The sequence below is a fragment of the Ruegeria sp. AG6 genome (assembly GCF_056541565.1).
In genome coordinates this window covers 18,611-33,589 of record NZ_JBQFYQ010000017.1, presented here as the reverse complement: position 1 = coordinate 33,589, position 14,979 = coordinate 18,611, and the positions used below count along the sequence as shown (strand labels likewise).

Genomic DNA, 14,979 nt, shown 5'->3' with positions numbered 1-14,979 from the left:
GTTGAACTCCTTAACGATGATCTGTGGCAAGGCGACGCTCGAGCCACTGAGAATATTGAGAGATGCCGTAACAGACGACGAAGAACAGAAGCGCGGCAAAGCCCAGAAGCTCCCAGTAGACGCCGTTCCATTCAGTCGACGCCAGGATGGGTCCCCGGATCATACCCACCAGATCGAACATCGAAATGACCGAAACCAGTGTCGTATCCTTGAACAGGCCCACGGCCACGTTCACGATCCCGGGGATCGAGATCTTCAGCGCCTGCGGCAGGATGATAAGCCGCATCGCCTGCGGATAATCCAACCCAAGACTGTCTGCGGCCTCGTACTGCCCGCGCGGAAGCGCTGCCAGACCGCCGCGGATCACCTCGGCGATATAGGCGGACGAGAACATGGTGATCATGATCACAACGCGCAGGAACAGGTCGACCGTGCTGTCAGGCGGGAAGAAATAGGCCAGCATCACCGAAGCCACGAACAGCAGCGTGATCAGAGGCACGCCGCGGATGAACTCGATGAAGATGACGCAGACCCACTTGATCAGCGGCATGTTCGACTGTCGCCCCAAGGCCAGTGCGATCCCAAGTGGTACCGACAGCGACACACAGGTCACGCCCAGCATCATGTTCAGCATGAAACCGCCCAAATCACGGCTGGGAACGGCCGTCAGCCACGCGTTTTCTGATGCGCCTTCCGGGATCAGGGCCCCTCCGACGTTCCAGATGACCAGTGCCGTCACAATCGCTCCGAAGAACCCGGCGGCAAAGTTGTTGTTGCCCAGCTTCTGGAAGACACCACCGGCGGCCATGCAGCCAACAAGCGCAACCAGAGGCACGAGGATCGTGCCACCCCAGATCAGCCAGAAAGCCAGGAAGGGATAGACCGCAGTGAACAACAGCATCTTGCGAGGCAAGTCAAAGAACAGCACCGGCGCAATCGCCACCAGCATCAGCACAAAGGCCAGGTTCGGCCGCCAATAGGCATCGACGGGGTACTTGAACCCATAGATCAGCTGCGGCCAGCGTTCCGTCAGAACCGCGAAACAGGCTCCGGTCTTGTCCCCCAGAATCTCGCGGCATTCCGCGAGCGAGTTGGCATTCCACACTCCGTTCAGAATCCATGGCAAGGTATTCTTGAGAAGAATGTAGATCAGGATCAGCGACAGAACTGTCAGGATCGAGTTGACGACCCCTGAAAACAGATTCTCGCGCAGCCATTTGATGACGCCGGTCTCATTTGCCGGCGGCGGTGAGGGCGGGATGGTGCCTTCGGCCACGAAGGCGATCGGGTTTGTTGCTTGATCGCTCATGGCTCAGCGCTCCTTCAGCTTGACGGAAGCGTTGTAGATGTTCATCCCCGTCGAAATCAGCAGCGAGGCCGTGAGGTAGAACAACATCAGCAGAAGAACGCATTCAATCGCCCGGCCGGTCTGGTTCAGAGTAATACCACCCAGTGTTGCGGTGATATCCGCATAGCCAACGGCAATCGCGAGAGACGAGTTCTTGGTGATATTCAGATACTGCGAGATCAGCGGCGGGATGATGACCCGCAATGCCTGGGGCAGGATGACCAGTTTCATGATCCGTCCCTGACGCAAGCCCAGCGCGGCGGCAGCCTCGGTCTGACCTTTGCTGATCGCCTGAATACCCGCACGCACGTTTTCCGCGATAAAGGCACCGGTATAGATCGACAGGGCAAACCACAGCGCAATCAGGGGGCCGCCGGCATTCATTCCACCGCTGAAGTTAAAGCGCTTCAGTTCGGGGACATCCCAGGTCAGGCCCATGATGACCATCAACAGCACAAAAGGCACCAGCCAGATTGCCAGTTTCGGCAACAGTGTTGCGGGGCGCTCGCCGGTTTCTTCCTGCTTCTTGGTTGCGCGTTTTTCAACTTCGCCACTGACGAACCACGATCCGATCAGGATGGCGATGACCAGCAACCAGTTCAGGGCTGTCGATGCAAACAGGCCATTGGCGAATTCGGGACGCGGAAAATAGATGCCCCGATTGGTAAAGGCAAAGGACCCAAACAGCATTGAAGACGTCGGGTTTTCCCCCCGGAACGCGCTTGGCGCCGGCAGCACGGCCGTCATGATCGTGAAGATGATGATGATCCAGATCAGAACCGGGATGTTCCGGAAGATCTCGACATACACGGCCATCAGCTTCGACACGAGCCAGTTGTTCGACAGTCTCAGAACACCCGCGATCACACCGAAAACAGTTGCGGTGATACAGGCCAGAAAGGCCACAAGCAGTGTGTTCAGCAAACCGACAAGTGCCGCGCGTGCATGCGATGACTGACTGTCATATTCAACAAGACGCTGGTTGATGTCGTACCCGGCTGAATCGCCGAGGAAAGCATAGGAAATATTGAGCCCTGCGGCCCTGAGGTTCTGGATCAGGTTGTTGCCCAGATACCAGATGGAAAGCGCAATGACGATGGCCGCAATCACCTGAAATGTAAGAGAGCGATAGCGGGTATCGTTTATGAGCATAGACAACCGAAAATCAGCTTTCGGTGGGTCAGTCATAGTCGACATATTTTGGGATCCCCGTGGCTTGCGAGCTGTTTCATTTCGGCGAGGTTTTCCCCGCTCTGCATCTGCCCGCAGCAATTTATTGTAGAAAAGGGCGCAGGTTGCCCCGCGCCCTCTTCCATTGATGCCTTAACGGAACGGCGGCGAGTACAGCAGGCCGCCTTCGGTCCACTGTGCGTTCAGGCCCCGCGCCAGACCGATCGGAGTTTCCTCACCGATGTTCTTGGCAAACACTTCACCATAGTTGCCGCCAGCTTTGATCGCTTTGGCCGCCCAGTCAGCGTCCAGACCCAGCATTTCACCCAGAGTGCCTTCTGTACCCAGCAGGCGGTTGATTTCCGGGTTGTCGGTGCCGGCGCTCAGTTCGTCGATATTTGCCGAGGTCACGCCCAGCTCTTCAGCCGAAATCAGTGCGTTCAGCGTCCAGCGGACAACGTCGCCCCACTCGTGATCGCCATGACGGACCAGCGGGCCCAGCGGCTCTTTCGAGATGATCTCGGGCAGCAGGATGTGCTCGTCCGGCGCTTCGAAGGTGGCGCGGGTTGCGGCCAGGCCCGAAGCATCAGTGGTGTAAACGTCACATGCACCGGCCAGGTACTGCTGCTGCGCTTCGGCGTTGGTTTCGATCGGAACCGGCTCGTAGCTGATGTTGTTGGCACGGAAGAAATCGGCCAGGTTCAGCTCGGTGGTGGTACCGGTCTGGATGCAGACACGGGCGCCGTCCAGTTCCTTGGCCGAGCTGACGCCCAGCGCCTTGGGAACCATGAAGCCCTGACCGTCATAGTAGTTCACACCAGTGAATTCGAACTTCAGGTCGACGTCGCGGCTGAAGGTCCAGGTGGTGTTTCTTGCCAGCATGTCGATCTCGCCCGAGGCCAGAGCGGTAAAACGTGTCTTACCAGTGGTCGGAACGAATTCAACGGCGTTGGCGTCGCCCAGAACAGCAGCAGCAACGGCGCGGCACAGCGATACGTCAAAGCCCTGCCATTCGCCATTGGCGTCGGGCGCAGCAAAACCAACCAGACCGGTGGTCACACCACAATTCAGCTTGCCGCGTGCTTTAACGTCGTCAACGGTCCCTGCCATGGCTGCGCCAGCAGCAAGACCGGCAATCGTTGCCGCGCCCAAGATTACGGATTTTTTCATTTTTACCTCTTCCTGATTTTCCGCCCCGTCCGAGACGGCTCTGCCCGGCAAGTGGATGCCGGATAGGTTACCCCAAAGGTGTCTCCCCTTTAGTGGCACTGAGTTTGGGCGTATTCATAAACAAACGTCAAGGGCCGGATCATCGAAAACGATGGATCAGGCCCCAAGCTGTTTACAGATCTGCTCAAAAAACCGGAATTTAGGATCAAACCGATATGTCAAAGAAGCGTTTGGCATGCATAAAGGCCGCTTTCTTGGCCTCGGCGACCTGATGGGCTTCTTCGTCATGGCCCCATTGTTCGATCTGCCAGGTTTCATCCAATCTTGAAATGCGCCATATCTCGTCCGGTTTGCGCCAGTTCATGGCGGCCGCAAAGCCAAGAATCAATGACCCCGACAAACTGACAAGATCGTGGAAAGCGGCCAGTTGGAACGCATCCAGCCCGTGCACCCGAGAACGCAATGTCGCCAGGGCGGATTCCGGCTGCGGTTGATGCAGGACGCCCGCAACCGGAACCAGACGGGCAGACAGCGCGGTCTCGGCCCAATCCAGGGCGGGATCCCATTCGGAGCACTGACGATCCTGCAACTCCTGCGGGTGGGTTGCGCGATAACACAATAAATCGGAATCGCCGTAATCGGCCAGCATGTCGGCCACTTCCCCGTGCTGGATGCGGACTTTGTCAATCGCTGCATTGGCAGAACGGGTGAACGGCATCACGGCAGGATCAACCTCTTTTTCCTGCGCATCCCATTCCCCTGCCACCGCTTCGGCCATGGGGCGGGTTGGCAGGATCAGGTCTGCCTTGGCGGGTGTTTTGACCCTGCGGCCATCCAGTTCGACGGTGAAGCCGCCATCAACCGCGACAACGGTGCTGTCCTTCCAGAAGCGTTTCGGTTTCCAGTCACTCATCTTTCAATCCCACATCTCAGCCAGAGCATTGGGCAACTGGTCAAAGGTTTCGACAATGCAAGAAGCTGCGGTCAAAGCCGATCGGTCATGATAGCCCCAAGTGACGCCGATGCCGCGAACACCGGCAGCCGCGGCCATATCCATGTCAAAGCTCGTGTCGCCGATCATCACTGCACAACCCGGATCGACCCCGGTTTCCGCCAATGCGGTCTGCACCATGGACGGATGCGGCTTTGACGGGTGGTGATCCGCGACCTGCCGGGTCACGAAATACGGTTCCAGCCCATGGGCTTCGATCAATGCGTCCAACCCGCGCTGCGACTTGCCGGTTGCCACGCCAAGAAGCACTTCGGGCACGGCATGCAACGCTTCAATCGCCTCGCGCGCACCGGGGTACAACGGCGAACTTGCCGCGCCCAATTCAAGACGATGGGCGTGATAGGCCTCTTTATACCCGTCGACCAGATCGTTCTGGACCGAGAGGGGCTGTTCCGGCGCCAACCGGGCGATGGCATGCGGCAGCGACAAGCCAACAATGGACAGGATCGCCTTTCGCGTCGGAAGCGGCACGGAGGCGGCCTGAAAGCTGGCGGTCATGGAATGAACGATACTGCCCTGACTGTCGACCAGAGTACCGTCGACGTCGAACAGGACCAGCCGCAAGGGTGCGCTCATTGCAGCGCCTCAAACGGGTCATCAGCCGCCAGATCCTCGCTCCATCCGAACGTGTCCCAGCTGTGCTTCATATGCTCGGGCAAGGGCGCCGTCACGGTCACTGGTTTCCGCGTCACCGGATGCAGGAAGGACAGCCGCCGTGCGTGCAGATGCAGCTTTTTGCTGATGATCCCACCCAGTTGCGCACCCCATCCGTCGCCAAGGTTTTCCTGACCCGAACCGCCGTATTTTCCGTCGCCGATAATCGGATGTCCGATTGCGGCCATATGCGCCCGCAACTGGTGCGTACGTCCGGTGATCGGCTCCATCGCGACCCAAGCAGCGCGGCCGGCAACTCGATAAAGGGTTGCGTAATGCGTATGCGCGCGTTTCGCGCCCGGAGTGCTGTCAATTTCGTTCATATGCACGGGGATCATCTTTTCACCCTCACCGTGCTTGCCATGACCGGGCGCCTTGACAAGGCCGGTCTTGATCTCACCCAGATACGGTGTCGGCACCCCGGCAACCAGCGCCCAGTAGATCTTGCGCGTATCGCGGTGGCGGAAAGCGGCCGTCAAACCCTTGGCGGCTTCGCGGGTGCGGGCCAGCAGCAGAACACCTGACGTGTCCTTGTCCAACCGATGGACCAGCCGAGGGTTCTCGTCATAGTCGAACCGCAGCGCTTCGGACAGGCTGTCAACATGCCTTGTCTGCCCGCTGCCGCCCTGCACCGGTAGACCATGCGGCTTGTTCAGCGCCAGAACGTGATCGTCACGGTAGATCACGCAGGATTGGATCATCTTGGCATCCGCATCCGAGATGTGATGCTTGACCTCAGCCGGTTTGTGATCAGCGTCCGGCAAGGGCGGCACGCGAACAACCTGCCCGGCCTCCAGCCGGGTCGAGGCCTTGGCGCGGCTACCGTCAACACGCAATTCTCCCTTGCGGCACATCTTTTCAATGCGCCCCTGGCTGACATGCGGAAACAGGCGGCGCAGCCAGCGATCCACGCGCTGGTCCCCATCCCCTTCAGCGACTGTAATCATCTGCACGCCACTCATGCCATTACCCCTTGTTCCGCGCGGGTGATCCGCCCGGATTGCGTGTTTATCCGTGTCCCAGAAATCATGGGCGTCTGTCGCGCGCAACGCGGCAAGAGTCAAGGTATCTGGCTCTGGATCTCAGATGTTCGAGAAGTCGCCGTGCCGCCTTGCTCCGTCCCGGAAACGGGTCGCACCAGCGGTTCCTTCGCGGCGAATGACATCCTACCCGTTGGCCCATTCAACCTTAAGCGCGTCACAAACCGGCATTCCACGCGTTTCGATGATCGACCGGCATATCAAGTCCTCCGCTGCAAGCGTTGACCCAGGGGAAGCGTCCAATTTCAATCCAGTCGCCTGTGGCGCCGCGGAACCTTTACGATTGACCCCGCGTAACTAGCTGTTCCGCTGTGTCCGCAGCTTGGCAAAATAATCGAGGCGTTTCTTTAGCTCACGCTCGAAACCGCGCTCGACCGGCTGATACAAAACCGGGCGTTTCATCGTCTCGGGGAAGTAGTTCTGACCGGAAAACCCGTCCTCGGCATCGTGGTCATAGGCATAGCCCGCGCCGTAACCCTGTTCCTTCATCAAAGAGGTCGGCGCGTTCAGGATATGCTTGGGCGGTGGCTCGCTGCCGGATTGCTTGGCCAGCCGCATTGCCGCCTTGTAGCCGACATAGGCGCCGTTGGATTTTGGCGCCAGGGCAAGATAGACCAGCGCCTGAGCAAGCGCCAACTCGCCCTCGGGTGAACCCAGACGTTCGTAGGTTTCCCACGATTGCAAACAAATGGCCTGCGCCTGCGGATCGGCCAGGCCTATGTCCTCGACCGCCATGCGTGTGATCCTGCGCGCAAGATACCGCGGGTCTTCGCCCCCGGTCAGCATGCGCGCGAACCAATACAAGGCCGCATCGGGATCAGATCCGCGCACCGATTTGTGCAGGGCCGAGATCAGGTTGTAATGCTCATCACCAGACTTGTCGTATTTTGCAGCCCGCCGCATCAAACGCGTAGACAGCGCATCGGGGCCCAACGGCGCATCCACCTTCCACGCCGAAACCTGTTCGATCAGGTTCAGCAAAGCCCGACCGTCGCCATCGGCCATCTCTTGCAACGCATCGCGGGCGGCAGGCGTCAATGGCAACGCGTGGCCCAGCTCTTTCTCGGCCCGCTGGGTCAGACGCTCCAGATCGGCAAGGCTCAGCCGTTCCAGCACCAGCACCTGCGACCGGCTGAGCACAGCGGCATTCAGTTCGAATGACGGGTTCTCGGTGGTTGCGCCGACCAACAGGATTGTCCCGTCTTCCATATGGGGCAGAAACCCATCTTGCTGAGCCTTGTTGAAGCGGTGAATCTCGTCCACGAACAACAAGGTGCCCTGCCCGTTCTGGCGGCGTATTTTCGCGGCCTCGAAGACTTTCTTCAGATCCGGCACACCGGTAAAGATCGCACTGATCTGAACGAAATGCAGATCGGTTTCCTGTGCCAACAGCCGTGCAATCGTGGTCTTTCCAACTCCGGGTGGGCCCCAGAAGATCAGGCTGGACAAACTGCCTGCCGCCAGCATGACACCCAGAGGGGCCTCGGGGCCCAGCACCTGCTCCTGCCCGATCACCTCGGCCAGGGATCGAGGCCGCAACCGGTCAGCCAGTGGCCGGTGAGGAGAAGCGGCGGGTTCTGCCGCCCCGGTATCGAACAGATCACTCACAGGTCACAGCCGGAACCGCAAAGAGACGGACCGCCCCCCGCGCACCAGACCTATCTGCACGTAACGGCCCGGATCGGTCAGCGCGGTCTCAACGTCCCGAGGGCGCTGGATCTCATCGGCATTGATGCTTTCAAGAATATCACCGGTTCGCAATCCCGCCCTTCCGCCATACGGGCCGGGATCCACCACGACGACACCGGTCAGCGACAGCGGCAATCCCATCCTGGTGATCACCGCGGGATTGACCCGGGACACCACCAACCCCGGAAGAACGGTTCTGTCGTTCAACGTCGTTTCTTCGGCGGCCGGAACATCGGGGGCTTTGATAAGCGCCACCTCAACCTGGTCACTTTGGTCGCCGCGCAGACGGGTCAGAACCGAGGTTCCGCCCACTCCGGCGACCGACATCCGAAACTTCATCTCGGCGGGTGAATTGACCTCATCCCCGTCCACATGGGTTACCACGTCTCCAACTCTGAACCCTGCGTCGCGCAAAGGGCTGAGCTCATGCAGATCAGAGACCACAACGCCCAACGGGATGGCCAGACCAAGGGATTCCGCGATATCCGCGCTCATATGTTGACCCGACATTCCTGCCCACGGGCTGACGAAGGTTTCGTTTCCCTGCTGCGCCTGCTTGAGGAATTGCGCCACCAGATTGGCGGGGATGGCAAAGCCTATTCCGTTTGACCCACCCGATCGGGTCAGAATCGAGGTATTGATCCCGATAAGCTGGCCATTCACATCGATCAGCGCCCCACCGGAGTTGCCCGGGTTGATTGCCGCATCCGTCTGGATGAAATATCCGCGGCCATTCCCGGTTGCCGTGCCCGTGCGCGCCAGCCCCGAGATGATGCCGGAAGATACCGTCTGCCCCACCCCGAACGGGTTTCCGATGGCCAGCGCCAGCTCTCCGACTTCGACCTGGTCGGAATCGCGAAGGGTCAGGTAGGGCAGATCTTCGGCCTCCTTCAAGCGCAGGATCGCGATATCGCTTTCCTCATGGCCCAGCACAACCTCGGCCGAAAACTCGCGCCGATCCGTGGTGACAACCCGGATCTCGGTCGCAGAGCCAACCACGTGATAGTTGGAAACAACATACCCATCGTCCGACAGGATAACCCCGGAACCCAACGAGTTTTGAACCCGCTGACGTGGTTCGCCAAATCCCCGGCCAAAGAAATCCTGAAAGAACGGGTCCGAGAAAAACGGGCTTGCCCGGCCCTGCCGGACGATCTTGGCATAGATGTTCACAACCGCCGGTGATGCCTGTTTCACGACCGGGGCAAATCCCAACGAAATCTCGGCCTGTGACTGCGGAACTTTCGTTTCGGCCATTCCTTGCGTCGCGCAGGTCAAGGCAACAAGGGTCAGCATTACGCGGATCATGGTGGCTCCGTTTTTTGCGATTGGCCCAGATATGCTGACACAAAATCCGAATTGCAAGTCGGCGGTCGGGTATGCCCCGCAACATGCCGGCATGCCATAACGAAAGAACCTCCGTCCGGTTTCCCGAACGGAGGTTCGACCGTGACCCTGGATCAGATCTTATTCTTCGTCTGCTGCCTCTTCGGCGGCAACGCGGGCTTTGTCGGCCGCGCCCTTAGCGTCGACGTCACGATCAACGAATTCGATGATCGCCATCGGGGCCATGTCGCCATAGCGGAAGCCAGCCTTCAGGATGCGGACATAACCGCCCTGACGCTCGGCGTAGCGGGGCCCCAGAACTTCGAACAGCTTGGCGACGTCTTTGTCTTCCTTCAGCTGTGCTGCGGCCTGACGGCGGGCGTGCAGGTCGCCGCGCTTGCCCAGAGTGATCAGTTTTTCAACGATCGGGCGCAGTTCTTTTGCCTTGGGCAGAGTCGTTTTGATTTGCTCATGCTCGATGAGCGAGCCAGCCATGTTCGCAAACAGCGCCTTGCGGTGCTCATGAGTACGGTTCAGGCGGCGGTAACCACGTGCGTGACGCATTTTCTAGTTCCTTCTTTCGCGTTTTGCTTTGTCTGGCCGGCGATGCGTGTCACCGGCTCTCCTTGGGGCGGAAATGCCCATATTGTCCCCGGATATTCCCACTTCGGGCCGGGCATTGGGGAAGACGCGCTTAGAACGCGTCTTCGAATTTCTTCGCCAGATCTTCGATGTTGTCGGGCGGCCAGTCCTCGACATCCATGCCCAGGTGCAGGCCCATGCCGGAAAGAACTTCCTTGATCTCGTTCAGCGACTTGCGACCGAAGTTCGGAGTGCGCAGCATCTCGGCTTCGGTCTTCTGGATCAGATCGCCGATATAGACGATGTTGTCGTTCTTCAGGCAGTTTGCCGAACGGACCGACAGTTCCAGCTCGTCCACCTTCTTCAGCAGCAGCGGGTTGAACTCCAGACCATCGTCCTCGTCCTGACGGCTTGCCGATTCCGGCTCGTCGAAGTTGACGAAGATCGACAGCTGATCCTGAAGGATACGAGCGGCAAAGGCCAGTGCGTCTTCCGGCGTGATCGAACCATCGGTTTCGATCTTCAGGGTCAGTTTGTCATAGTCCAGAACCTGACCTTCACGGGTCGGCTGAACGTCATAAGCGACCTTTTTGACCGGCGAATAGATCGCATCGATCGGGATCAGGCCGATAGGCGCGTCTTCGGGCTTGTTCTTCTCGGCCGAGACATAGCCCTTGCCGGTGTTGACGGTCAGTTCCATGAACAGGTCAGCGCCATCGTCGAGGTGGCAGATGACGTGGTCGCGGTTCAGAACCTCGATACCGGCGCTTTCGCTGATGTCACCCGCGGTGACGACTGCGGGGCCTTTGGCATTGATCGACAGGCGCTTGGGGCCTTCGACTTCCATGCGCAGGGCAACCTGCTTGAGGTTCAGGATGATGTCGGTGACGTCTTCGCGAACGCCTGCGACGCTCGAGAACTCGTGCAAAACGTTGTCGATCTGGACGCTGGTGATGGCCGCGCCTTGCAGCGAGCTCATCAGGACGCGGCGCAGGGCGTTGCCCAGGGTCAGACCAAAGCCACGCTCCAGCGGTTCGGCAACCAGGGTGGCCTGACGTGCAGGATCATTGCCCGGCTTGGCTTCCAGCTGGGTCGGCTTGATCAATTCTGCCCAATTCTTGTGGATCATGTAATCCCTCCATTCCTGTCCGCGCCCCATGACCAACAAGGTGCAGACGCCCGAGGTTCAAAATGACGTGCTGGGGCCGTGCAGAAACACAGCCCCAGCTCAATTCAAAATCGTTTAGACGCGACGACGCTTCGGCGGACGGCAGCCGTTGTGAGCAATCGGTGTCACGTCGCGGATCGACGTGATGTTGAAGCCCACTGCAGCCAGCGCGCGCAGTGCCGATTCACGGCCCGAACCGGGGCCCTGAACTTCGACTTCCAGCGTCTTAACGCCATGTTCCTGCGCCTTCTTGCCTGCGTCTTCGGCAGCCATCTGAGCGGCGTAGGGGGTCGATTTCCGCGATCCCTTGAAGCCCATGGTACCGGCAGACGACCACGAGATGGCGTTGCCCTGTACGTCCGAGATCAGGATCTTGGTGTTGTTGAAGGTCGAATTCACATGGGCAACGCCCGATGCGATGTTCTTGCGCTCTTTGCGCTTAACGCGAGTCTTGTCACGTGCCATCGGTCAGACCCTCCCTTATTTCTTCTTACCAGCGATGGCCTTTGCGGGGCCTTTGCGGGTACGAGCGTTGGTGTGGGTACGCTGACCGCGAACCGGCAGGTTGCGGCGGTGACGCAGGCCGCGATAGCAGCCCAGGTCCATCAGACGTTTGACGTTCATCTGAACTTCGCGACGCAGGTCACCTTCAACGGTGAAATTTGCATCGATGTGCTCGCGGATGGCCAGAACTTCGGCGTCGGACAGTTCGTTGACGCGACGGTGCGCTTCAATGCCCACGGCTTCGCAGATCGCTTTGGCCGAAGTGTTTCCGATACCGGTGATATATGTGAGGGCGATAGGTACCCGCTTTGCAGTCGGGATGTTTACGCCGGCAATACGTGCCACGTGTCACTTTCCTTTTCGTTGCGGTTCCGTAACTCCAGAACCTTTTTTCACAACGCTTTACCGTGGCAGTGTGGCCAGAGGGTTCAGCATTATTCGAGGTGGTCGGGGCGGTTGGGACGAATCCCGCACGCGGTCTTGATTCCCTTTAGGGATGGGGGTCGATATGGGCTTTTGGCGGTGCCGTCAAGCCCATATTGAAATCAGCCGAGAATGGCCTCGATCGACGCCGTGACTTCCTTGATGTCCGCCAGCCCGTTCACGGGGCGCAGATCGCCCTTGGCGTAGTAATAGCCGATCAGCGGAGAGGTCTTCTTGTAGTACTCCATCAACCGCGTGCGCAGGCTGTCTTCGTTATCGTCGGCGCGACGAACGAAGTCATTTTCCTTGCCGCAGTTGGTGCACTTGCCGTCAGCCGGGATCGGCTTGGTCTTGTCGTTATAGACCTCACCGCATCCGCCACAGGTTGACCGTGCGGTAATCCGTTCCACCAGAGCATCGTCATCCACGCGCATCTCGATCACGGTATGCAGGGACTGGCCCAGCTTGGTCAGCAGAGCCGACAGCGCGTCGGCCTGTGCCAAAGTGCGAGGGAAACCGTCAAAGATGAAACCGGCGCCTTTTTCGGTGGTCAGTTTCTCTTCAATCAGGCCGATCACGATCTCATCGGTGACCAGCTTGCCCGCGTCCATGATCGCAGCAACCTTCTGGCCCATTTCGGTTCCGCTGGTCTTGGCCTCGCGCAGCATATCTCCGGTGCTGAGCTGCACCATCCCGCGTGTTTCCACCAGATGACGCGCCTGCGTTCCTTTCCCGGCCCCCGGGGGGCCCAACAGAATGATATTCATCGACGAGAGGGTCCCTTCCTGCCGCGTTTCTTGCCTTTGCCGCGCAGCTGGGACTTTTCGATAAGCCCTTCGTATTGATGCGCCAGAAGATGGCTCTGAACCTGCTGGATCGTGTCCATGGTCACAGAGACGATAATCAGAACCGAGGTGCCACCGAAATAGAACGGGATGGCAAATTGGCCCCGCAGGATTTCAGGCAGCAGACACACGGCGGCCAGATAGGCCGAACCCAGAACCAGCACGCGATTGACCACGTATTCCAGATACTCGGCGGTTTTCTTGCCGGGGCGGATACCGGGCACGAACCCGTTCTGCTTTTTCAGGTTGTCCGCCACATCGTCCGGCTTGAACGACACGTTGAACGTGTAGAAATAGGCGAAGAACACGATCATCGACGCGAAGAACAGCAGATACAGCGGCTGTCCGGGGCCGAAATTGGCCAGCAGCCACGACATGACCGGCCCGTTGGCAGCACCGGACGAGAAGGTCGAGATCGTGACCGGCAGCAGCAGCAGCGAGCTGGCGAAGATCGCCGGAATGACACCCGCAGGGTTGACCTTGACCGGCAGGTGGCTTGAGCCGCCTTCGTAGATTTTCATACCGGCCTGACGACGCGGATACTGAATGTGGATCTTGCGCAGGGCGCGCTCCATGAACACCACAAAGGTGATGACCGCGATTACCATGACGATCACGCCAACGATCACGGCAGGGCTGATCGCTCCGCTGCGGCCGCTTGCAAAGAACTGCGCCAGAGCAGCCGGAACCTCGGCGATGATGCCGACGAAGATGATCAAAGAGATACCATTGCCGATCCCGCGCGCGGTGATCTGTTCACCCAGCCACATCAGGAACATGGTGCCGCCAACCAGCGTTATCATGGTCGACATGCGGAAATAGAGCCCCGGATCAGTCGCCAGATCGCCCGATTCCAGCGAAACGGCCAGACCGTAGGCCTGAACGGTGGCCAGAGCCACGGTGCCGAACCGGGTGTACTGGTTGATCTTCTTGCGCCCCTGCTCGCCCTCTTTCTTGAGCTGTTCGAGCGCGGGAACCATGGATGTCAGCAGTTGAACGATGATCGAGGCCGAGATGTAAGGCATGATGCCGAGGGCAAAGATACCCATCCGCCCCAGCGCCCCGCCGGTGAACATCGAAATCATGCCGCCGATGCCCTGCCCCGCCTGCTCCATGAATTCGCGCAAAGCTGCTCCGTCAATCCCCGGCACCGGAATAAAGGTGCCCAGACGATAGACGATCAGCAAACCCAGCGTGAACAGGATGCGGTTGCGCAGATCGGTGGCCTTGCCCAAAGCAGCCCAGCTTGTGTTGGCTGCCATTTGTTCTGCTGCTGATACCATAAATCGGTCTCTCTTATGCAAACGCCGCCCGGAACCGTTTTCCGGCTCGGACGGCGTCTTGGAAAACTCTGAGGTCTATGTAAGCGGGTCTTTGCCCGCTCACAAGCGATTACTCTGCCGCAGCAGCTTTTGTGACCTTCAGTGAACCGCCCGCTTTCTCAACTGCCTCGACGGCAGATTTCGAAGCACCGGTTACTTCAAGGTTCACCTTGGCGCTGATTTCGCCTTTGGCCAGAACGCGGATACCGTCCAGCTTGCGGCGCACCAGACCGGACGCAACCAAAGCGTCTTCGGTGATCGCAGCCGAAGCGTCCAGCTTGCCGGCGTCGACGAATTTCTGGATCAGGCCCAGATTGATAACGGCGAATTCCTTGCGGTTCGGCTTGTTGAAGCCGCGCTTGGGCAGTCGCTGGTACAGCGGCATCTGGCCGCCTTCGTAGCCATTGATGGCCACACCCGAACGGGATTTCTGGCCTTTGATACCACGGCCACCCATTTTACCTTTGCCGGAACCGGGACCACGGCCAACGCGGGTGCGTTTCGGTGCGGCGCCAGGATTGTCGCGCAGTTCGTTCAGTTTCATATCGCTTCTCCTAAGCCGGATGTGACCCCGAAGCGTGATGGGCCAAACACGGCATTTCTTGGTTTTGATTCTCGTGGCGGAAAGCCACCGCAGGCGTATAGGCCCGATGACCGCACTTGACAAGCCTGTAGATTGTCCTGCGCCGCGGGATGCCGGCATGAGGTCTTGAGCCCAGTGTTACG

At 59.1% G+C, this 14,979-nt stretch carries 15 protein-coding genes; all 15 read right to left on the bottom strand.

What is annotated here, in order from left to right:
* Positions 1–10 precede the first annotated feature (10 nt).
* The 15 genes from ACR0I0_RS20030 to rplO all read right to left on the bottom strand — a co-directional run bounded on the left by ACR0I0_RS20030 (position 11) and on the right by rplO (position 14,797).
* Positions 11–1,309, bottom strand: coding sequence for an amino acid ABC transporter permease (locus ACR0I0_RS20030; protein ID WP_171205993.1), 1,299 nt, complete (start codon positions 1,307–1,309; stop codon positions 11–13).
* 3 nt (positions 1,310–1,312) lie between these two features.
* Complete coding sequence (locus tag ACR0I0_RS20025) at positions 1,313–2,545, bottom strand: amino acid ABC transporter permease (protein WP_209834588.1); 1,233 nt, start codon at positions 2,543–2,545, stop codon at positions 1,313–1,315.
* Positions 2,546–2,671: 126 nt separating this feature from the next.
* Entirely contained in the window at positions 2,672–3,688 is a 1,017-nt protein-coding gene (locus ACR0I0_RS20020; protein WP_171724225.1) for an amino acid ABC transporter substrate-binding protein, read from the bottom strand.
* A 205-nt stretch (positions 3,689–3,893) separates the two neighbouring features.
* Positions 3,894–4,601: an ATP12 family chaperone protein gene (locus ACR0I0_RS20015; RefSeq protein ID WP_210093294.1), complete on the bottom strand. Its 708-nt coding sequence runs from the start codon at positions 4,599–4,601 to the stop codon at positions 3,894–3,896.
* Between the two features lie 3 nt (positions 4,602–4,604).
* Positions 4,605–5,276, bottom strand: coding sequence for an HAD-IA family hydrolase (locus ACR0I0_RS20010; RefSeq protein ID WP_480492609.1), 672 nt, complete (start codon positions 5,274–5,276; stop codon positions 4,605–4,607).
* Entirely contained in the window at positions 5,273–6,316 is a 1,044-nt protein-coding gene (locus ACR0I0_RS20005) for an RluA family pseudouridine synthase (RefSeq protein ID WP_209834591.1), read from the bottom strand. Before ACR0I0_RS20005 ends, ACR0I0_RS20010 begins: the two co-directional genes overlap by 4 nt.
* Positions 6,317–6,691: 375 nt before the next feature.
* A complete protein-coding gene (locus ACR0I0_RS20000) occupies positions 6,692–8,002 on the bottom strand; it encodes a replication-associated recombination protein A (RefSeq protein WP_171724229.1) in 1,311 nt (436 codons plus the stop codon).
* A 3-nt stretch (positions 8,003–8,005) separates the two neighbouring features.
* The gene (locus tag ACR0I0_RS19995) at positions 8,006–9,391 is read right to left on the bottom strand and encodes a trypsin-like peptidase domain-containing protein (protein WP_171634785.1); all 1,386 of its coding nucleotides are present in this window, start codon (positions 9,389–9,391) and stop codon (positions 8,006–8,008) included.
* Positions 9,392–9,550: 159 nt separating this feature from the next.
* A complete protein-coding gene (gene rplQ / locus ACR0I0_RS19990; RefSeq protein ID WP_170687292.1) occupies positions 9,551–9,973 on the bottom strand; it encodes a 50S ribosomal protein L17 in 423 nt (140 codons plus the stop codon).
* Between the two features lie 130 nt (positions 9,974–10,103).
* Positions 10,104–11,120, bottom strand: coding sequence for a DNA-directed RNA polymerase subunit alpha (locus tag ACR0I0_RS19985; protein WP_117870179.1), 1,017 nt, complete (start codon positions 11,118–11,120; stop codon positions 10,104–10,106).
* 114 nt (positions 11,121–11,234) lie between these two features.
* Complete coding sequence (rpsK, locus tag ACR0I0_RS19980) at positions 11,235–11,624, bottom strand: 30S ribosomal protein S11 (protein ID WP_008757289.1); 390 nt, start codon at positions 11,622–11,624, stop codon at positions 11,235–11,237.
* 15 nt (positions 11,625–11,639) lie between these two features.
* Positions 11,640–12,008: a 30S ribosomal protein S13 gene (gene rpsM, locus ACR0I0_RS19975; protein ID WP_008757392.1), complete on the bottom strand. Its 369-nt coding sequence runs from the start codon at positions 12,006–12,008 to the stop codon at positions 11,640–11,642.
* Positions 12,009–12,208: 200 nt separating this feature from the next.
* Entirely contained in the window at positions 12,209–12,853 is a 645-nt protein-coding gene (locus ACR0I0_RS19970) for an adenylate kinase (protein ID WP_152456908.1), read from the bottom strand.
* Positions 12,850–14,214 (bottom strand): preprotein translocase subunit SecY, encoded by a 1,365-nt coding sequence (secY, locus tag ACR0I0_RS19965; protein WP_171634788.1) that lies wholly within the window; start codon positions 14,212–14,214, stop codon positions 12,850–12,852. Before secY ends, ACR0I0_RS19970 begins: the two co-directional genes overlap by 4 nt.
* A gap of 109 nt (positions 14,215–14,323) precedes the next feature.
* Positions 14,324–14,797: a 50S ribosomal protein L15 gene (gene rplO / locus ACR0I0_RS19960; RefSeq protein WP_171634791.1), complete on the bottom strand. Its 474-nt coding sequence runs from the start codon at positions 14,795–14,797 to the stop codon at positions 14,324–14,326.
* Between the last annotated feature and the right edge of the window lie 182 nt (positions 14,798–14,979).